At 41.0% G+C, this 20453-nt stretch carries 18 protein-coding genes and 4 tRNA genes; 16 read left to right on the top strand and 6 right to left on the bottom strand.

Going from position 1 to position 20453, the window contains the following annotated elements; translation table 11 throughout:
- Positions 1–30: 30 nt before the first annotated feature.
- From HJG58_RS07695 to HJG58_RS07645, 11 genes are all read left to right on the top strand, one after another.
- Positions 31–1965, top strand: coding sequence for a copper resistance system multicopper oxidase (locus tag HJG58_RS07695; RefSeq protein ID WP_170248455.1), 1935 nt, complete (start codon positions 31–33; stop codon positions 1963–1965).
- Positions 1952–2707 carry a copper resistance protein B gene (locus tag HJG58_RS07690; RefSeq protein ID WP_216076533.1) on the top strand — a complete coding sequence of 252 codons (756 nt, stop codon included), beginning with the start codon at positions 1952–1954 and terminating at the stop codon, positions 2705–2707. The genes HJG58_RS07695 and HJG58_RS07690 overlap by 14 nt, the downstream gene beginning before the upstream one ends.
- 28 nt (positions 2708–2735) lie before the next feature.
- Positions 2736–3731, top strand: coding sequence for a cation efflux transmembrane domain-containing protein (locus HJG58_RS07685; RefSeq protein WP_216076532.1), 996 nt, complete (start codon positions 2736–2738; stop codon positions 3729–3731).
- A gap of 149 nt (positions 3732–3880) precedes the next feature.
- Complete coding sequence (locus HJG58_RS07680) at positions 3881–4201, top strand: DMT family transporter (protein ID WP_002115842.1); 321 nt, start codon at positions 3881–3883, stop codon at positions 4199–4201.
- Between the two features lie 12 nt (positions 4202–4213).
- Positions 4214–4693 (top strand): methylated-DNA--[protein]-cysteine S-methyltransferase, encoded by a 480-nt coding sequence (locus HJG58_RS07675; RefSeq protein ID WP_170248454.1) that lies wholly within the window; start codon positions 4214–4216, stop codon positions 4691–4693.
- A 133-nt stretch (positions 4694–4826) separates the two neighbouring features.
- Positions 4827–6047, top strand: a complete 1221-nt coding sequence (argJ, locus tag HJG58_RS07670) for a bifunctional glutamate N-acetyltransferase/amino-acid acetyltransferase ArgJ (protein WP_068529833.1) — start codon at positions 4827–4829, stop codon at positions 6045–6047.
- A gap of 144 nt (positions 6048–6191) precedes the next feature.
- Positions 6192–7256, top strand: a complete 1065-nt coding sequence (gene nadA, locus HJG58_RS07665; RefSeq protein WP_002115913.1) for a quinolinate synthase NadA — start codon at positions 6192–6194, stop codon at positions 7254–7256.
- A 142-nt stretch (positions 7257–7398) separates the two neighbouring features.
- Positions 7399–7475 (top strand) — tRNA-Pro (locus HJG58_RS07660).
- Between the two features lie 56 nt (positions 7476–7531).
- A tRNA-Arg gene (locus HJG58_RS07655) sits at positions 7532–7608 on the top strand.
- Between the two features lie 33 nt (positions 7609–7641).
- Positions 7642–7717: transfer RNA gene (locus HJG58_RS07650), tRNA-His, on the top strand.
- 4 nt (positions 7718–7721) lie between these two features.
- Positions 7722–7798 (top strand) — tRNA-Pro (locus tag HJG58_RS07645).
- Between the two features lie 158 nt (positions 7799–7956).
- Here the strand turns inward: HJG58_RS07645 and add are convergent.
- A complete protein-coding gene (gene add / locus HJG58_RS07640) occupies positions 7957–8952 on the bottom strand; it encodes an adenosine deaminase (RefSeq protein ID WP_170248453.1) in 996 nt (331 codons plus the stop codon).
- Positions 8953–9354: 402 nt separating this feature from the next.
- Here add and HJG58_RS07635 point away from each other — a divergent pair, with 402 nt between their 5' ends.
- The gene (locus HJG58_RS07635; RefSeq protein ID WP_170248452.1) at positions 9355–10530 is read left to right on the top strand and encodes a zinc-binding dehydrogenase; all 1176 of its coding nucleotides are present in this window, start codon (positions 9355–9357) and stop codon (positions 10528–10530) included.
- A 105-nt stretch (positions 10531–10635) separates the two neighbouring features.
- On the opposite strand, the gene HJG58_RS07630 is transcribed toward HJG58_RS07635, so the two are convergent.
- On the bottom strand, positions 10636–11583 hold the full coding sequence (locus tag HJG58_RS07630; protein ID WP_170248451.1) for a LysR substrate-binding domain-containing protein: 948 nt from the start codon (positions 11581–11583) through the stop codon (positions 10636–10638).
- 245 nt (positions 11584–11828) lie between these two features.
- On the opposite strand from HJG58_RS07630, the gene HJG58_RS07625 reads away from it, so the two are divergent.
- From HJG58_RS07625 to HJG58_RS07615, 3 genes are all read left to right on the top strand, one after another.
- The gene (locus tag HJG58_RS07625; RefSeq protein WP_170248450.1) at positions 11829–13049 is read left to right on the top strand and encodes an acyl-CoA dehydrogenase; all 1221 of its coding nucleotides are present in this window, start codon (positions 11829–11831) and stop codon (positions 13047–13049) included.
- Between the two features lie 225 nt (positions 13050–13274).
- A complete protein-coding gene (locus tag HJG58_RS07620) occupies positions 13275–14597 on the top strand; it encodes an MFS transporter (RefSeq protein ID WP_170248449.1) in 1323 nt (440 codons plus the stop codon).
- A 52-nt stretch (positions 14598–14649) separates the two neighbouring features.
- Positions 14650–15879: a CaiB/BaiF CoA transferase family protein gene (locus HJG58_RS07615; protein WP_170248448.1), complete on the top strand. Its 1230-nt coding sequence runs from the start codon at positions 14650–14652 to the stop codon at positions 15877–15879.
- Positions 15880–15965: 86 nt separating this feature from the next.
- On the opposite strand, the gene HJG58_RS07610 is transcribed toward HJG58_RS07615, so the two are convergent.
- Positions 15966–16625, bottom strand: a complete 660-nt coding sequence (locus HJG58_RS07610) for a VOC family protein (RefSeq protein WP_170248447.1) — start codon at positions 16623–16625, stop codon at positions 15966–15968.
- Positions 16626–16639: 14 nt separating this feature from the next.
- Entirely contained in the window at positions 16640–17188 is a 549-nt protein-coding gene (locus HJG58_RS07605; RefSeq protein ID WP_032042435.1) for a TetR/AcrR family transcriptional regulator, read from the bottom strand.
- 97 nt (positions 17189–17285) lie between these two features.
- Here HJG58_RS07605 and HJG58_RS07600 point away from each other — a divergent pair, with 97 nt between their 5' ends.
- Positions 17286–17819: an HPP family protein gene (locus tag HJG58_RS07600; protein ID WP_170248446.1), complete on the top strand. Its 534-nt coding sequence runs from the start codon at positions 17286–17288 to the stop codon at positions 17817–17819.
- A 78-nt stretch (positions 17820–17897) separates the two neighbouring features.
- On the opposite strand, the gene tcuB is transcribed toward HJG58_RS07600, so the two are convergent.
- Both tcuB and tcuA read right to left on the bottom strand, forming a co-directional pair.
- The gene (tcuB, locus tag HJG58_RS07595; protein WP_170248445.1) at positions 17898–19031 is read right to left on the bottom strand and encodes a tricarballylate utilization 4Fe-4S protein TcuB; all 1134 of its coding nucleotides are present in this window, start codon (positions 19029–19031) and stop codon (positions 17898–17900) included.
- Positions 19021–20427, bottom strand: a complete 1407-nt coding sequence (gene tcuA, locus HJG58_RS07590; protein WP_170248444.1) for an FAD-dependent tricarballylate dehydrogenase TcuA — start codon at positions 20425–20427, stop codon at positions 19021–19023. Before tcuA ends, tcuB begins: the two co-directional genes overlap by 11 nt.
- Positions 20428–20453 lie beyond the last annotated feature (26 nt).

Below are 20453 nucleotides of genomic sequence, written 5' to 3'. Positions count from 1 at the left end.
TTATTTTTTTAATTAAAAAGGATCACAGCAATGTCTCATAAAACAATTAGCAGCTTAGTCGCTGTATTTGGGCTATTGGTTTCACCATGGTCACTCGCAGCAATTAAGGAATATCACCTTAATATTAATGAACAACAGGTCAATGTTACGGGCCAACCTTTAAAACGAATTACCGTAAATGGCAAGTTTACAGCACCACTCCTTGAGTTTGAGGAGGGGGATGACGCTGTTATTCATGTTCATAATCAGTTAAAGAATCAAGATACCTCTTTGCACTGGCATGGGTTATTACTGCCAGGGTTAATGGATGGTGTACCGGGTTTCAATGGTTTTAAAGGAATCGCTCCAAATGGAGATTTTGTTTACCGCTTTAAGGTGAAACAAAACGGCACGTATTGGTATCACGCCCATAGTAAAGGCCAAGAGCAAGATGGTTTATATGGCCCGCTCGTGATTTATCCAAAAGGAAAAATACCTGTTGCTGCTCATGAGAAAACTGATCGTGATTATGTAGTGATGCTTTCAGACTTTCATAATTCTTCTAGCGATAGCATTATGAAGAATTTGAAGAAATCTGCTGAGTATTATCAAAACCGCCGTGAAACCGTATCTGATGTTTTGAAGCAAGTTAAAACACAAGGTTTAAAAGCAACTTGGCAAGATCGTTCGATGTGGAATCAGATGCGGATGTTAAAAACCGATATGTCTGATGTGACGGGCTATACGTTCTTAGTCAACGGCAAAACACCTCAGCAAAACTGGACAGGTAACTTTAAGACTGGTGATAAGGTTCGATTACGATTTATTAATGCATCGGCCATGTCATTTTTTGATGTCAGAATTCCAAATTTGAAAATGACTGTTGTGAGTGCAGATGGACAGCCAGTTAAGCCTGTTGCAATTGATGAGTTTCGTATTGGTACAGCTGAAACCTACGATGTCATTGTAGAGCCTAAACAAGCAAATTATCAGATTGAAGCCGAGTCTATTGACCGTAGTGGTTTTGCTATCGGTACTTTGCATAATGAAAGTGCACAGGCTGTAGGCCCAGTTCAAATGCCAGAACCACGTCCACGCGCTTTGTTAACCATGGAAGATATGGGCATGAGTCATGGGGATGGAAATGGTGAACATGCTGGCCATCAAATGAACATGCAGCATGACATGTCGTCCATGCCTGAAATGAAAAAAGAAGAGAGCCATGCTAATCATGATTCTACAATGATGAAAATGGATCATGACATGAAAAATATGTCATCTGGCCAACACGACCATTCTATGATGCAAATGAAGCACGACATGTCAGCGATGCCTGAAATGAAGCATGATATGCAGGCAATGTCAGCTAGCGAGCATGACCACGCTATGATGAATATGAATCATGAGATGCCGATTCAAGCTGACAATAAGACTAAAAGGGATGAGCCAGTTTATGGCTGGGCAAATGCTTCAACACCAGCGGGTATGAAGGCACTCCAATATAGCGATTTGCAATCTTTAACACCTCAACCAGATACTCGTGCACCGGAACGTGAGTTAGTCATTCGTTTAGGTGGCAACATGGAACGTTATATCTGGACCATTAATGGCAAGAAATTTAGTGATACGACACCATTACAAGTTAAGTATGGCGAACGCATCCGCTTGAAGTTTGTGAATGACAGCATGATGGCTCACCCAATGCATTTACATGGCATGTTTATGCAGTTAGAAAATGGCCAACAAGCTGAAAACTTACCAAATAAACATACCCTTATTGTTCCACCTGGAAAGACGGTTACTGCGTTATTGACAGCCGATGCCTTAGGAGAATGGGCGATTCATTGCCATCTGCTCTATCACATGAGTGCCGGAATGATGAATAAGTTGATTGTTGCTCAAGTAAATGATGGAGAACAACCTGCTCAAGCTCAACCACCAGTTCAATCTAAAAATGAGAAAGGAGCTAGTCATGCGCATCACTAAGTTATTTTCTCAAATGTTATGTTGCAGTGCTTTCTCGAGTATATCTATATTTACTTTTGCTCAAGAACCTTTTACACATGATCATTTACGCGAACACGGTGGTCAGATCTATCAAGCAACTACGATTGATACGGGATGGACTCAAAACGAAGAGGGAGAAGGTAGTTTTTCTTCGGAATTAGAAACTTGGGTGGGAACGGATGAAAACAAATTGTTCATTAAAGCCCACGTTGAAAAAGCAGAGTCAGAAGATGCTAATTACGGCGGTTCAGTACTTTATAGCCGAAATGTAGCTGACTATTGGGATGTACAGGCCGGTGTAAACTACGAACGTTTACAAAGAGAAGATGAAAAGCAAGATCGCTGGGCCGGTGTAGTGGGTTTACATGGCATGGCACCTTACTTTTTTGAAACCGATGCTTATCTTTATGTAGGTGAAGACCAGCTATGGAAGTTAAGTCTAGAAACAGAAAGGGACTTACTCTTTACCCAAAAGTTAATTGGTAAACCTTATTTAAAAGCAGATGTTGTTTTGCAAGATGAATCTCAATATGCCAGTAAAACAGGTTTATCAAGTTTACAAGCTGGTTTTCAAACCCGTTATGAAATCAACAAAAAGGTCATGCCATTTGTTGATGTCGGTTATGGCTATGAGAAAGGTTTAAAACAAACTGATTGGCAAACTGGAACCGACTCTGAACATGGTTGGTATTATGGAGCAGGGTTAACGCTAAAATTCTAATTTACGAACAAAAAGTAAGCTTAAACATATGCCATTGGTTTATACTAATTGCATTGTTTTTTGTGTCAGTTATGGTGCAAAGATGGCTTTAGAAAAACAAGAGAATCAAATACATTTAAGTAAAACTAGCTCTAGCTGTGGGTGCTCAAGCACGACGTCTCAGGAGTGTTTCACGCCTAGTGAACCTGTGGCTAAAAAGAGTCAATGGGTAAGTTATTACCATATCCCCCGAATGGACTGTGCAGCCGAAGAGCAAATGGTACGGATGGCTTTAGCCTCTTACAATGACGATATTCAAGAACTTCATTTTGATTTACCAGCGCGTCATTTGGCGATTTATCACAGTGTTCAGGCTGAAATGATTACTCAAAGTTTACAGCGTCTAGGATTAGGAGCAGAGTTACAACAAACGCAGCCACATTATGAACCTGTTGAAAAACCTAAAAAGGTTCGAGCTAGTTCTTCAACCAATGCAGCACAAAAGCAAGTTTTACAATGGTTGTTACTGATTAATGGCGTCATGTTTGTCATTGAGTTTATGGCCGGCATCATCGCTTCCTCTACAGGATTAATTGCCGATTCGCTCGATATGTTTGCTGATGCTGCAATTTATGGCATTGCTTTATTTGTGGTGGGTGAAAATCTAAATGCGCAATTAAAGGCTGCGCATCTTTCAGGATGGTTGCAGTTTGGCTTAGCCATGATTGTGTTAATCGATATGTTGCGCCGTTTTATTTATGGCAGTGAACCTGTTTCAATTCTCATGATTTTAATTGGCGGATTAGCTCTTGCGGCCAATATTAGTTGCCTTTATTTAATGAGAGACCATAAGGAGAGCGGGGCACATATGAAGGCGAGTTATATCTTTTCTGCAAATGATGTCATCGTTAACTTAGGTGTCATTATTGCAGGGATATTGGTTGCCATTACTGGTTCGCGTTATCCTGATTTAATGATTGGATTAATTATTGTTTTGTTTGTTTTAAATGGTGCACGAAAAATTTTACAGTTAAAAAATGAATAATATTTTCTGATAGAGGCAAGCCTGTGTCAGGGTTTGCCTTCATTTTTTATTTTAAAGTAAACTGAGTCCTCACATAAAGGAGGAACGACCTCCCCCATAATGGGACATCATGTCGGGACGACCTGACGCTATAAAAATTAGTGAATGTTATGGCTTGGGCTATTTTAATTTTAGCAGGTGTATTTGAAATCATTTGGGCATATTCTATGAAAATGTCTGAAGGTTTTACACGTTTAACCCCTAGTGTTATTACCGTAGTTTTTATGATTTTGAGTGTAGTACTGCTTTCAATATCAATGAAAACTTTACCTCTTGGCACTGCCTATACGGTTTGGACAGGCATTGGCGCAATTGGGTCATTTCTTGTAGGTATATTTTTTCTTCATGAACCTATTGGAGCTATGCGAATGATTGCCGCTGTATTAATTGTGTCAGGTTTGGTTTTAATGAAAATTTCATCGCCGTCTTAAGAGAATAAAACTATGTTGCTGTCTTATAAGTATATCAATTCGCCTGTTGGGCAATTAAAGCTGGTTGCGAATGAAAATGCTTTGGTGGCAGTACTTTGGGACAATGAAAATCCAAAACGTGTTCGACTGGCCGAGCTGGTCGAACAACTTGAGCATCCAGTTTTATTAAAGACCGAACAACAATTAAAAGAATATTTTGAAGGCAAACGCCGTGAATTTACATTGTCGTTAGATTTCGAAGGGACTGCATTTCAAAAACAAGTATGGGCTGCTTTACTGACCATCCCTTATGGTGAAACAAGAAGTTATAAAGATATTGCTGTTCAAATTGGCAATGAAAAAGCGGTGAGAGCAGTTGGCGCGGCAAATGGCAAAAACCCGATTTCCATTATTGCACCTTGTCATCGAGTCATTGGTGCGGGTGGGGCATTAGTTGGTTTTGCTGGTGGGCTTGATAAGAAAGATATTTTATTAAAACTAGAGCAACAATGAGCCGTTTTTGCGCTCGATTTTTTTAGACTTTTCTACTAAGCTGTCCACTATGATATTTCATAAGGTCGGTGCTTTACTGCATTGCTTTTTTTGAAATATTGATCTTATTCAACAAACTTTGGATGTTCTAAAAATGGCTGTCGGTGACGTAACAATGCCACAAATGCATGTGGTAAAAGGTGTAAAAATTGGCTCAACAGAAGCATATGTACGTTACCAAAACCGACGAGATTTAGTCATTTTTGAGTTTGCAGAAGGTTCAAATGTTGCTGGTGTATTTACTCAAAATGCATTTTGTGCAGCGCCTGTTCATGTCTCTAAAGCTCATCTTGCCGAAGGTAATCCGCGCTATTTAGTAATTAACACGGGTAATGCCAATGCAGGTACTGGACCTACAGGTTTGAAAAATGCTCAGGATACTTGCGCGAAGTTAGCTGAGCTTGCAGGAGTTAACAGTTTTGAAGTACTTCCGTTTTCTACAGGTGTGATTGGTGAGCAGCTTCCAATGGAGCGCTTACTTGCCGGTCTTCAGCCTGCGTTAAATACCCTGCAAGACGCGGCTTGGAATGATGCTGCATCTGGCATTATGACCACAGACACTGTACCTAAAGGCGCATCTGAACAATTTGAGCTTGATGGCATTACTTATACCATGACAGGTATTAGTAAAGGCGCTGGCATGATCCGCCCGAACATGGCAACTATGTTAAGTTTTGTGGCAACAGATGCACCTATTAGCCGTGATTTAGTACAAAAGCTATTAAAGACCACGGTTGAGCATTCATTTAATCGTATTACGATTGATGGTGATACCTCAACAAATGACTCTTGTATTTTCGTAGCAACAGGTCAGGCAGGTGGTACTGAAATCACATTAGACAGCGATGCACGCTACGCTAAAGTGTTAGAAGTTCTTGCTCGTGTAATGAATCGTTTAGCACAGTTAATTGTCCGTGATGGTGAAGGGGCGACGAAATTTATTACTGTTGCTGTAGAAGGCGGCGCAAATACTCAAGAATGTTGTGATATTGCTTATAGCATTGCCCATTCACCACTTGTCAAAACTGCACTCTTTGCATCGGACCCGAACTGGGGACGTATTTTAGCTGCGATTGGCTATGCAGGGGTTAAAGACTTAGACGTGTCTAAAATTCAAGTGTGGTTAGACGATGTACAAATTTGTAAAGATGGTGGCGCAGCTGAGGACTATACCGAAGAAGCGGGCGCGCGTGTTATGGCTCAAACCGAAATTACCATTCGTGTTGATTTAGGACGTGGTCAGGCCAAAGACACAGTATATACCTGTGACTTATCTTACGACTATGTCAAAATTAATGCTGATTACCGTTCTTAAATATCAGTTATAATCAAGCCTCGACAAAGAGGCTTTTTTATTAGCCCCATCTTTTGATATTAAATGATTCAATCCATAAATCATTTAAGCAGTAACGTTATATGCGAGCAGGTATGCCAGCATGAAGGATAGAGAAGACGTTTTATGAGTGATGCGACTTTAATTGCCAACGATGCAAAAAACATTGTACAAGCGCATTTAGACCGTTTAGGTGAGCCAAAAGACAATCGCTTAAGTGAAGAAGCAAAACAACAAAAGTTTGCACAGATCGAAGCAGAGCTCAAAAAACGTGATGCTGTCCTTGTTGCTCATTACTATTGCGACCCTGAAGTACAAGAACTTGCCGAAAAAACAGGTGGATGCGTTTCTGACTCTTTAGAAATGGCCCGTTTTGGACGAGATCATGCTGCCTCAACACTAGTTGTTGCTGGGGTCAAATTTATGGGAGAAACAGCAAAAATTCTGTCTCCTGAAAAAACAATTTTAATGCCGACACTCGAAGCAACCTGTTCACTCGATTTGGGCTGTCCTGTTGATGAGTTCACGGCATTTTGTGATCAGCACCCTGACCATACCGTAGTTGTTTATGCCAACACATCGGCTGCTGTTAAAGCACGTGCCGATTGGGTCGTGACTTCGAGCTGTGCTGTTGAAATTGTTGAACATCTAGACAGCTTAGGCGAAAAAATTATTTGGGCGCCAGATCAGCACTTAGGTCGCTATATTCAAAAGAAAACTGGTGCAGATATGTTGCTTTGGGATGGTGCATGTATTGTGCATGAAGAATTCCGTGCACGTGGCATTGCCAACATGAAAGCACTGTACCCAGACGCTGCTGTATTGGTACATCCAGAATCGCCAGAATCGGTTGTAGAAATTGCAGATGCAGTAGGTAGTACTTCTCAACTGATTAAAGCTGCGCAGACTTTGCCAAATGAAAGACTGATTGTGGCAACTGACCGTGGCATTTTCTACAAAATGCAGCAAGCGGTTCCCAATAAGATTTTAGTTGAAGCGCCAACAGCGGGTGAGGGGGCAACTTGTCGTTCATGTGCTCACTGTCCGTGGATGGCAATGAATGAACTCGACGGAATTTTAGAAGTTTTACAAAAAGGTGATCAGGAAATACACGTCGATCCAGCACTTGCTGAACGTGCCAAAATGCCTTTAGATCGAATGTTAGCCTTTAGTGCATCGTTAAAACGTTAAAAAACCTCAAAATGCTTGTTAAATATACATTTGATAAGGATTTTTAACTTTTTTTGAGAATAGGTGTTGACGTCTGAGGGCGTCGCGCCTAGAATGCACACCGTACCGCACGATGTGCGATACAGCAAAAGCTGAGATAGATCGGAGCATAGCACAGCCTGGTAGTGCACCTGGTTTGGGACCAGGGGGTCGTAGGTTCGAATCCTACTGCTCCGACCACTTAAAATAATATTTTAAGATCGGCGAAGTATCGCATGATAAGCATCATCGGTTAAGCGCCTGTAGCTCAGTTGGATAGAGCATCCGCCTTCTAAGCGGATGGTCACAGGTTCGAATCCTGTCAGGCGCGCCATTCGGTAGCTTGGTACATAGAACTTATTTGATGGTGGATGTAGCTCAGTTGGTAGAGCCCTGGATTGTGATTCCAGTTGTCGCGGGTTCGAATCCCGTCATTCACCCCAATTTCGGAGCATAGCACAGCCTGGTAGTGCACCTGGTTTGGGACCAGGGGGTCGTAGGTTCGAATCCTACTGCTCCGACCATATTTAAAATCGTTCAAGCTTTATAAAATATCCCAAATATTAAAAATAATTTCTTCTTGTCTTATTGATAGAAGGAATTTTTTTGTTTTATATATCTAAATTTTAATTCAAACGCCTCCAATATTTGAATTCGTCTCCTTATATACATATAAGCTCTGTTATTGATATTTCTGCCTTAACTCATCTTTTTCTTGATCTGATAAAAATGCGATTTTAAGACCGTTTTCTTGAGCTGTATAAATTTGCTCAGGGGTTAATCCTGCCAATGGGGCAGCAGTTAAATATTCATGTTGTATCTCAATGCCTTCTACTGCTGGGTCATCTGTATTAATAGTGGCAAGTACACCATGTTCTAAAAAAGTCTTTAATGGGTGCTCTGCTAAAGAGGGAACTGTATTGGTTTGAATATTTGAGGTGAGGCAAGATTCAATACCAATTTGGTGTTTAGCCAAATAATCTAAAAGTTTTAAATCTTGAACTGCTTTAACACCATGTCCAATTCGTTCAGCACCTAATTCTTCAATAGCTTGCCAAATACTTTCTGGGCCGGCAGCTTCGCCTGCATGTACTGTAATGTGCCAACCTGCATCACGCGCTTTTTTAAAGTGATCAATGAATAAATTGCCCGGAAAACCAAGCTCATCTCCAGCGAGATCCAACGCTTTAATATCATTTTTATGGGCAAGTAGGGCATTTAATTCTTTTTCGCAGGCTTCTTGACCAAAAGTACGACTCATAATGCCGATTAAATTCGCTTTTACTCCGTAAGCTTGACTACCTTCTTTTACTCCAGCAATCACAGCTTCAACAACGCCCTCAAGGGGGAGTTGATGTGTCATGCCCATATAACCCGGTGAAAAACGCAGTTCTACATAGTCTAGGCCTTGCTGTGCTGCATCTTGCATGTTTTCAAAAGCAATGCGTTTGCAGGCATCTAGGCTCGCTAATACTTTTACGCCCCAATCGAGCTTAGATAAAAAACTTAATAAGTCGGGTTGGTTATCCATCACTTGTACGTGTGGTCGTAAAGATTCAATGTCGTAAGCAGGCAAATCTAAATTGTATTGTTGCCCCAACTCTAAAATGGTTTGAATGCGGATGTTGCCATCAAGGTGGCGGTGTATATCTGTAAGCGGGAGCGTTTTTGTAATCATAGATTTCTTCTTACTCTGTTCATCTTAATTTATCATGCCTGTTTAGATGCACTGATAAAAGTTTGGATTTGCTATGTTTTTGTGAAAAGCTTTGAGTTGAGTTTTTTGAACTTACTATATTTGTATAAGTTTTAATTTTGATGACATTGTTCTGGCCTAAGAAGACAACGCAGCCTGTGTAAGATACAAGCACCAAGATTTTTATTGTTTTTAATTTCGCTGAGCCTTTTTTTGTTGACTCTTCAAGAGTGGATTGGCTGAAGAATGGTCATTGGTATTTTGCCTTTTAGTTGTAAAGATGAATAAAGGCTTGCTAAAGACCAAACTGATAAGGCGATTAATTTATCTGTAGAAATCTATTTCTGGCAAGTAAATGAAAAAGAAGAAATAGGAAGCGCTCAAATGAAGTCGGTACTTTGTCATCAAGCAACGTTGCAAGTCGTGGACCAACCGAACTTAATGCCTGCAAAAGGGCAGGTTTTATTGGAAGTGGTGCGATGCGGGATCTGTGGTTCAGATTTACATATGCAGCACCACTGCGACCACATGCATAATTTAGCTGCACGTGTCGGGTTTAATGGTTTAGCCAAGTCTACAGATTCGTTTGTATTGGGGCATGAGTTCTGTGGCAGGGTTTTAGACTACGGCCCAAAAACACGTCACAAATTTAAAGCTGATACACTTGTTTGCGCAATGCCGCTTTTAAACGTTGATCAGCATGGTTATTTGTCTACGGGACTTTCGCCAAATGCTTCGGGTGGTTATGCCGAGCAAGTATTGGCTCAATCAAGCTTGATGTTTGAAGTCCCGAATGGTCTAGATGCGGATAGTGCTGCCATGACTGAACCTATGGCGGTTGCATTGCATGCTGTTCGCCGTAGCCGTGTAAAAACTAGTGAACCTGCTATTGTGATTGGCTGTGGACCTGTCGGGCTAGGTGTCATATTAATGCTTAAAGCGGCTGGGGTTAAAACTGTGGTTGCCAGCGACTTTTCACCAAACCGTCGTAAGCTTGCCGAGCAATGTGGTGCAGATATTGTGGTAGACCCTAAAGAGACATCGCCATTTGCCAACTGGAAAGAGTTTGGTTTGCTTGGTAATGTTTCTGATGCCATTAACATGGGGATGGGACTGTTTGATAAGTTACAAGCGACTCGCTTACCGTGGTGGCATGGATGGCGCATGATTGATAAATTGGGTGCTCTGCCAAAACGCCCTGTTATTTTTGAGTGTGTCGGTGTACCGGGTGTTTTGCAGCAAATTATTGAAGGGGCGCCTTTGTTTTCCCGAATTGTCGGGGTAGGCGTATGCATGCAAAGTGACAAAATAGAACCAGCACTTGCGATTAATAAAGAGCTAGAAATTCAGTTCGTGTTGGGCTATACACCGCTTGAGTTCCGAGATGCACTACATATGATTGCAGAAGGTAAAGTAAATTGCTCACCGCTCATTACTGGTGTTGTTGGCCTAGAAGGCGTAACTAATGCATTTGAAGCATTACGTGATCCTGAACAGCATGCAAAAATTTTGATTGACCCGAAACGTAGCGGTTCAGATATTCAATTAATGAGTCATTAATTTCAAAGTCATTTACACTTAACTAAAAAGATTGTGATTTGATTAATCACAATCTTTTTTTATGAGTATAGTTCGCGTTATTGGGCATAAATAAAGGCTATTGGGCTAATTTGAATTACTCTTTAGCTGCTCTAACTCTTGGTAAATCCACTCAACAAATTTTTGAATAGTCGGTGAGATATCTTGGCTCGAATGAATGAGATAGTACTTTCGGCTACCTTTTAGTTTCTTATTGGAAACAATCACCAGTTCTTTTTTTTGTAGTTCAGACTCAATCAGCATTTGTGGAATTAAAGCCATTCCCATGTCATGACTCGCGGCAACCGCAAGCATTGAAAATAACTCATGGCGTTGTCCATCAAAAGGCTTAGGGTGTTTCATCTGATGGGTTAGAAACCATTCTTGCCAAATGCTAGGCCGAGTGGTTTGTTGTAGTAGGGGAATTTTTAGTAAATCCTCGCAGCTTAGATCATAGGTATTTTCATTAATCATCACAGCATCTGGAAAATACTTTTCGATGAGCCTTGGTGAGCATACAGGTACAATTTCTTCATCCATTAAATAATGTGCTTGTATGCCGGGCCAGTGGTCAATTTGCTGCTGCGTACCTGCAAAAATGGCAGCGTCAAAAATATTGTCATTAAATAAAAAGGGCTTGGTACTAGTTTCTAAGTGAACTGTAATTTCAGGGTGTTTTTGATTTAAAAGATGGAGCTTGGGTAATAACCATCGCGTTGCAAAGGTAGGAACCACACCTAACTTTAATGTTCCACCTAAACCCTTATGAGAAATCACATCGGCCGTACATTTCTCTAGCCCTAACAAGTAGGGTTTAATGCTTTTAAAATATTGTTGTCCTGCAATGGTCAGTTCAACACCATGCCGAGTACGGATAAAGAGTTCAACGCCCAAGAAGTCTTCTAACTGCTGAATTTGGCGCGAAACTGCACTTTGAGTAATGCATAGCTCTTGCGCAGCATAGGTATAGCTTAGATGTTTTGCTGCACTTTCAAAGCAAATTAGACCCTGAATGGAAGGGATGCTTCTTCGCATAAATAAATCCTTTTATTTGTCGTCATATTTCAAAACAGCATATGATCTACATGCAGGTATCTAAGTTTAGTATAAAAATAAGCCATTTTTAATGAAATACAACGAATTAAATATCTAAAGTTTATGCGTCTTATTTTAAATATGCGTAAGTCGCATATCTGCATGAACATTTATCGTTTGATTACTGCATTTTTCACGCATAACATCGAGTTAAATAAAGAAGATCAAATCATGCAGAGGATGCGATGAATCACATGGTGACAACAAAAAAAGCAAAAGTTCAATTTAACTGGCAAGACCCATTTTTAATTGAGCAACAGCTTAGCCCAGATGAGCGCATGATTCGTGATGCGGCTCATGCCTATTGCCAAGAACGTTTGCAACCACGTGTACTTGAACAATTCCGTCATGAAACAACAGATCCATCTATTTTCCGTGAAATGGGAGAGCTTGGCTTACTGGGGCCAACCATTCCTGAGCAATATGGCGGCGCGGGTTTGAACTATGTGAGTTATGGTTTGGTTGCGCGTGAAATTGAATATGTTGACTCAGGTTACCGCTCTATGGCGAGCGTGCAAAGCTCATTGGTGATGGTTCCAATTCATGAGTTTGGTAGTGAAGAACAAAAGCAGAAGTACTTACCTAAACTAGCTACGGGTGAATACATTGGCTGTTTTGGTTTGACCGAGCCTGACCATGGCTCAGACCCGGGCAGTATGATTACCCGTGCTAAAAAAGTTGATGGTGGTTACCGTTTAACTGGCGCAAAAATGTGGATTACTAATAGCCCAATTGCCGATGTATTTGTCGTCTGGGCAAAAGAAGTTTCTGCTGAAGGTAATGTGGGTGATATTCGCGGCTTTATTTTAGAAAAGGGTTGGGAAGGGCTATCTGCGCCTGCCATTCATGGCAAGGTTGGTTTACGTGCATCGATTACAGGTGAAATTGTAATGGATAACGTTTTTGTACCTGAAGAAAATGCATTCCCTGAAATTCGAGGTTTAAAAGGCCCATTTACCTGTTTGAACAGTGCCCGTTATGGTATTGCATGGGGTGCAATGGGTGCTGCCGAGTTCTGCTGGCATACTGCACATCAATACACCATGGACCGTAAACAATTTGGTCGTCCGTTGGCTGCAAATCAGTTGATTCAAAAGAAACTCGCAGATATGCAAACTGAAATTGCTTTGGGTTTACAGGCAGCTTTACGTTTTGGCCGTATGAAAGATGAAGGTATTGCATCAGTTGAAGGCACATCCCTAATTAAGCGCAATAACTGTGGAAAGGCGCTTGATATTGCCCGCATGGCACGTGACATGATGGGTGGAAACGGTATTAGTGACGAGTTTGGTGTGGCACGTCATTTGGTCAATCTTGAAGTCGTAAATACCTATGAAGGCACACATGACGTTCATGCCTTGATTTTAGGTCGTGCACAAACAGGCATAGCCGCATTTAGTAACTAACTCACTCATTTTTAAAAATAGAGGTGTTCTTTCGGGAGCACCTTTAGGGATTTTTACGCAAAAATTTATGGAAAATGACAAGATTCATCGTAAGGATACTCATGTGAAGATGTCCTCTGTGTACTTAAAAGTAAATGTAAGACGATGAAAAGTAAAGAAGATTAAGTCATACAGAAAACATAAGTAAGCTATCGATGACTCATTTGGGAAAATGAGGAACTAAAGATGAACAATGACGTTCAAGTAATATCGAAAGAATTAAGAAATACATTTTCAAGTAACCTTGGAACATATGAAAAAATTGGACCTCATACATGGAAATGGGCGTTGTTATTTGCCTATTTTGCGATGGTGGTCGATGGCATTGATATTATGCTGCTGTCTTATAGCTTGACCAGTTTAAAGGCAGAGTTTGGTTTAAGTACCTTTCAAGCGGGTGCTTTAGGCAGTGCTTCTTTGGCAGGTATGGGGATTGGCGGTATTTTGGGTGGTTGGGCATGTGATAAGTTTGGCCGTGTACGAACGATTGCCAACTCGGTAACCTTCTTTTCGGTAGCGACTTGTTTGTTAGGCTTTACGCAAAGCTTCGAGCAATTTATGGCTTTACGTTTTATTGGTGCTTTGGGAATCGGAGCACTCTATATGGCTTGTAATACCTTAATGGCTGAATATGTGCCGACAACTTACCGTACAACGGTCTTGGGCACATTACAGACGGGGCAGACCGTAGGTTATATTGCTGCGACGTTATTAGCTGGTGCAATTATTCCAGATCATGGCTGGCGTGTTTTGTTCTTCCTGACCGTAGTGCCTGCTTTTGTTAATATTTTCCTACAACGATTTGTGCCAGAGCCAAAATCTTGGCAGCTCACCAAAATTGAAAGCTTACAAGGCAACAGACAACCTAAAGAAATGGTCGTGGCTGAAAAGCCAAAAAGTAGCAGTATTTACAAACAAATCTTTAATAACTTTAAGCACCGTAAAATGTTTTTGTTGTGGATGACCACAGCATTCTTCTTGCAGTTTGGTTATTACGGCATTAACAACTGGATGCCAAGTTATTTAGAAACAGAAGTACATATGAACTTTAAAAACTTAACCAGTTATATGGTGGGTTCATATACTGCAATGATTCTAGGCAAAATTTTAGCGGGTTATCTTGCTGACAAATTTAACCGCCGTGCTGTTTTTGTGTTTGGAACAATTGCCAGCGCTGTATTCTTGCCAATCATTATTTTCTTCAATACCCCTGACAATATTTTGTATTTATTGATCACTTTTGGCTTTTTATACGGCATTCCATATGGTGTGAACGCGACTTATATGGCTGAAAGTTTTTCAACCGATGTGCGCGGAACAGCCATTGGCGGTGCTTATAACATTGGTCGTGTCGGGGCAGCGATTGCACCAGCCACCATTGGATTCTTAGCGTCGGGAGGTACGTTTACCATGGCCTTTATTGTGATGGGAGCTGCGTATTTTGTTGCGGGTGTATTGCCGGGCTTATTTATTAAAGATCGTCAGTACGATCCACAAAGACAATCATAAACAATGAAAAGAAGGTGCGTTGAGTACTTTCTAAAAAGATAAGGGTATCGTTATGGGCGCATTACAAGGAATTCGTGTTTTAGATTTAAGTCGTGTGCTTGCGGGGCCATGGTGTGGGCAAATCTTGGCAGACCTTGGCGCGGAAGTGATTAAAATTGAACGTCCTCGAGTCGGTGATGACACCCGCATGTGGGGTCCACCATGGATGCCCGATCAAGACGGTAACATGACTCGTGAATCTGGCTATTTTCAGTGTACCAACCGCAATAAATATTCGGTTGCGGTAGACATAACCACACCTGAAGGTCAGGCCTTAATTTATGAAATTGCCAAGACTGCCGACGTGGTAATTGAAAATTATAAGACAGGATCTTTGGCTAAATATGGTTTGGATTATGCTTCCTTAAATGAGTTAAACCCAAATATTATTTATTGCTCGATTACTGGTTTTGGGCAAGATGGTCCACGTGCAGAAGAACCCGGTTATGATTTTATTATTCAGGGTATGTCTGGCTTAATGAGCATTACTGGCGAGCCTGATGATGTGGCTGGTGGTGGTGCACAAAAGGTTGGTGTGGCTGTGGTAGATATTCAAACTGGTCTATATTCTACCATTGCGATTCAGGCAGCATTGATTGCACGCTCGCACACGGGGCGCGGTCAGTATATTGATATGTCCTTACTTGATGTACAGGTCGCGGCACTGGCAAATCAGGGAATGAACTATTTAGCTTCGGGTAAAGCCCCACAGCGCATGGGTAATCAACACCCGAGTATTGTGCCGTATCAAACTTTTAAGGCTAAAGATAAAGAATTTATTATTGCGTGCGGTAACGATAAACAGTTTAAAGATTTGTGTATTGCGATTGGTTATCCAGAGTTACTCGAAAATGAAAAGTTTGTACGCAATCAAGATCGTGTCAAATATCGAAATGAACTGATTCCTTTATTGTCGGAGCACTTTCTGCAGAAAACTGCCAAAGAATGGGTTGAGATGATTCATGCTTTAAAAGTACCCGTAGGTGTTATCAACTCTATTGAAGATGCCTTGGCTGAACCACAAATCGTACATCGCAATTTGGTGGTGAACATTCCTCATCGTTTAAATGAAAACTTTCAAACGATTGGTTCACCCATCAAACTGTCTGATACTCCAGTTGAATATCATCATGCACCACCAGAACTAGGTGAACATACCGCTCAAATCTTATCGAGATTTAAAACAGCAGAAGAGCTGGCTGCATTAAAGGAGAAGGGCATTATTGATGGGAAAATTGCTTAAGCTATTGTCGCTTTTAATGTGATTCAATTTAAATGGAAACTGTGATTCGCAATAAATCACAGTTTTTTTATTAAAAAGTAAGAGCTTTAATATTTAAAAATAAGCGGCAACTCTGGTCTGAAATCATGAATCATTCCTTGAGGCTCATGATCAAAACTAATTTCCATTAAATGCTCCGATCCATCAGTTACTTCAAAATTATCAACTGTATTGAACAGTAATGAAGTAGGATGCTGCTTAAGGTTTGGAACAGAAACCTTAATCGCGGTGATTTCTGATAAATCTTTGCTATGCACAAGTGGTTGTTGTTTGTCTTTTACAGCAAGGTCTGGTCGTGAAGCAAATGAAAGGAAGAACCACATCGGTTCAGATACCACAGCATCTTTGGCAACATTTACTTCTAAGCTGGCTGGTAAATAGCTTGGCTTGTAAACCCAATGAGGAAATTTTGCGCCGTTATCATCTTTATTTTTAGGTCTAAAGCAAATTCCAAAAGGGGATGCGATATTATCTTGAGCACTGAGTCGTTCAAAAAGCAGAGTTGGTTTGGTGAGATCGCTTGAGGCTTCTTCTGGATTATTTAAAAAGATTAATTCGATAAAGCTATTTTTAAAGAAAAATCGTCTGTTTTCGGTACCTTGACCCGGGTGCTTGTTGGATGAACCTTCTGTTAGACCGAATTTTTTTAAAGTTTCAGCTTCGGGAGCGCCTGATTGTACACAAATAAAAATATGGTCCACTTCCATTTTAAGTTCTCATGCTAATGTTTATGAATATTAAATAATTGATTAATAGAGTTTTTCATGTTTGTCGCAAGTGTTTCATCGAAACCATCGACTAAAAAGCGGCTAATTAGCCCTTCAATCACCGTATAGATCAGCTCAGATAAAGCTTCACCATTGGGTATATTGCAGTTTTGTGCAATCAATACTTTAATCCATTGTTTATGGGCTTTAGAAATAGAAATAATGTCTTGATCATCTTGGTTAGATTCAGCGACAGCTCTTACAAATAAACAGCCCTTAAAAAAATCTTGTCTAAACCAGTTGGTATGCCAATCCAGAATTTTATTGATGGCCTCTAGCCCTGTTGCATCTCCCACATAGCCCAAAAGGCTTTGCTTGAATCGCTCATCACGTGCAACGAGCACAGACTTAACCAGTTGATTTTTATTTTTATAGTACGTGTACATGGTGGTTTTAGAGCAGCCAGATTCATCGCGAATCAGGTCAACGCCAACCCCGACAAAACTATTTTCATTAAATAACTTCTCGGCTGTATCTAATATTTTTAAGGCAGATTTTGACATGTGTCTTTTCCAAAAAATAAAATAGTACAGATCTGTACTATTTGAAATTTTATCTATATGCTTTTTAAAAAGCAATGTCTGTTTAAGGAATAAAACCATGTTCTCGATCTTTTATGGCAAAGAAAAACTGGCTCCGTCGCCCACTAAAGTTGATGTCTTAAGAAGCCTTGTTGGGGGGACGCTCAGTATTTTTATACTGTTGTGGTTGAGTAAGCTCACACACAATATCTTTATCATGGCGCCGTTTGGTGCAACCTGTGTATTGCTCTATACCGTGTCGCAGTCACCTTTGGCACAGCCCAGAAATATTATATTTGGGCATCTTATTTCGGCTTTTGTGGGTTTGTTTTTTCTAAAATTTGTCGGTGTTTCCATTTTTACAATTGCTTTTTCAGTGGGCTGTGCAATTGCGCTCATGCAGGTTTTTAAATGCGTTCATCCACCTGCTGGAGCTAATCCTTTGGTTATTTTGCTCACCGCAAGCAGCATACATTACGAGTGGAATTTCTTAATTTTCCCTGTTTTGGTCGGTGCAGTGTCTTTAGTTTTAGTGGCGATGTTCATTAATAATATTAAAGCGAGTACGAAATGGCCGATGTATGGCTTAGGAATTTTAAATAGTAAAAAGTAGAGACGGTATGAAATGTTTTGAGCTTAAAAATAATAAAAGTATTCACTATGCCAAGATAGTGAATACTTTTGAATGAAATTATGACTTCTTAGAAATACGTTCTTCGATGGCAAATTTGAGTAAAGAAGCACTGCGGTAAAAACCATGTGCGAACTTTCCAAATGGCATGGTAATAAAGAAGGTCATGACTGTGGCTAAATGGAAAATCAGTAAAAGTGCCATGTAAGGGGTATTGCGAAATGCCATGAGTGCTAACCCTGAAGCGCTAACGATAAGCAGAAGGAAGATAAAGCCTCGATCTACAGGTTTTTGCTCACGGTCACCATGCAACGGATGGCGTTTAAGATTTAAATAGAGCAAGCCGGATGGTCCAATCACTAAGCCAATTCCACCCAAAGTTCCTAAAATTACAGGCAAGCTTAGGTAAGGATAAGGCGCATGTAGGTCAAGAAAATAATGATATAAAGTCGCTACACCTGTAGCTGCAAAGCAGAGCATAAAGCCATAAAACGTCAGGTGATGGAACACTCGGCGGATTTGTGTGTAACGGTCATCTTGCTCATTACAGCCTTTACCATGACCGCCATCTAAATATTTAAGCGTTAATACATTTTGGGTAGCTTGAACCAGATCGGGTTTCTCAACTTTGCCATGAATGACTTTAGAAGTTTGTCGCCAGAATTTGCTAATTCCAATGCCGAGCAAAACAATCGCAACTGTAAAGGTCGTTCCAAACAATAGTGCTAAAAAGTTATGCGGGAAAATCGCATAGAAATTACCTTGGTAACCTGCAAATAAGTCAGTGCCTTTCCACCACACTACGGCTAACATGCAAAAAAAGAAAATAAGTGTTAAAGCCGAGACAAAAGGAATACCCACAGATTTATAAAGTCGACCTAAAGGCTGAGGAGTCGCAAATTCTTGGTAAGTCTCTAAACGTATTTGTGCCATCGCTTTAGGAATGTTTACGCCAAACTCATGCGGTGGAGCATATTGGCAAGCGTGTAAACAAGCCCCACAGTTATGACATAGGTTTGCTAAGTAATGAATATCGGCTTGGTTAAACTCAAGACGCTTAGTCATCGCCGCAAAAACAGCGCAAAATGACTCACAGTAGCGACAAGCATTACAAATCTGTAGGGCTCTTTGGACTTCTTGCTCGTGGTCTGAGAGCTGAACAACTGGAATTAGGGCTTTGCTATTAGCATTCATGTTCAACTCCTTGTGAAAGTGCATAGCGGGCGGCATTTTTTCCGGCAATTCGCCCAAATGTCGTTCCGATCGACATACCAACGCCCGCGGTATAACCCTGACCAAGTACGTTACCTGCCATCATTTCACCTGCGACAAACAGGTTGCGGCTTGGCTTATTGTTAAAACGTACAGCAGCATCATCTTCGACTTTTAAACCTAAATAGGTAAAGGTAATGCCGGGTTTAAGCGCATAGGCATAGAAGGGTGGCTGGTCGAGAGGAACAGCCCAATGGGTTTTGTTGGGAACAATATTTTCGGTGGTGCAGTCATCTAAAACGGTATGGTTAAAGGTGCCTTGCACACAGGCTTGATTAAACTCTTCTACGGTATGGCATAAGGTTTTGACATCTAGCCCGATTTTTTCGGCTAACTCTTGAATGCTATTTGCTTTTACGCCAGCAAATACAGGTGGCATAAAGCGACCAATGGCTTTTGAATCAATAATCGAATAAGCAATTTGCTGTGGCTGTTTGGCAACAAGACGGCCCCAAATCGCATAACGTTTTGGCCAGAAGTCTTCGCCTTCATCATAAAAACGTTCAGCTTTGTTATTGACCACAATTCCCAAGGAAACGCAGTCAATACGAGTACAAATACCACCGTCATATAAGGGTGCGCGTGCATCTACGGCGACACAGTGCGATTGTGATGGATCACCAATAATATCGGCGCCTTGATCTATCATAAATTTAAGCAAGTTGCCTTGATTAAAGCGGGTACCACGAATAATGAAATTATCGGCAGGCCATTCGCCGTTTTCATTTTGTCCCCATGCTTCTCTTAACCATTCAAGATTTGACTCAAAACCACCTGCGGCCAATACACAGCTTTTTGCTTTAAATACACGGCCATCTTCAGCAATTGCAGCTTCAAAATGTCCTTGATTTAACTTTAGATCTTTAATTTTTGTGTTGTATAAAATTTCGATACCAAGTCCTTGGGCACTACGGTAGTACGCATTAATGAGGGCTTTACCACCACCCATAAAAAAAGCATTAGTACGTGCAACATGCAAAGCACCCGATAACGGCGGCTGAAAATTCACACCATGTTTACGCATCCAGTCGCGGCAGGTCGCCGTGCTACGAATGACCAGACGGGCTAAGTGCTCATTGGTTTTGCCCGCAGTCACTTTAAGTAGGTCTTGCCAATATTCTTCTTCGGGGTAGGCATCAACCAATACATCTTGAGGAGCATCATGCATGCAGCGAAGGTTACGAGTATGTTGTGAGTTACCACCACGCCATTCTTTAGGTGCTGCTTCTATGACAAGCACAGAAGCACCGCTTTCTTTTGCCGTGAGCGCGGCACACAGTGCGGCATTCCCACCACCAATTACAATCACATCATGCATGGATTTCTCCCTTTCTCAGCTAGGGC

The organism is Acinetobacter geminorum (assembly GCF_013009345.1).
Classification (GTDB): domain Bacteria; phylum Pseudomonadota; class Gammaproteobacteria; order Pseudomonadales; family Moraxellaceae; genus Acinetobacter; species Acinetobacter geminorum.
The sequence above is the reverse complement of the archived record's forward strand: the minus strand, read 5'-3'. Positions and strand labels throughout refer to the sequence as shown.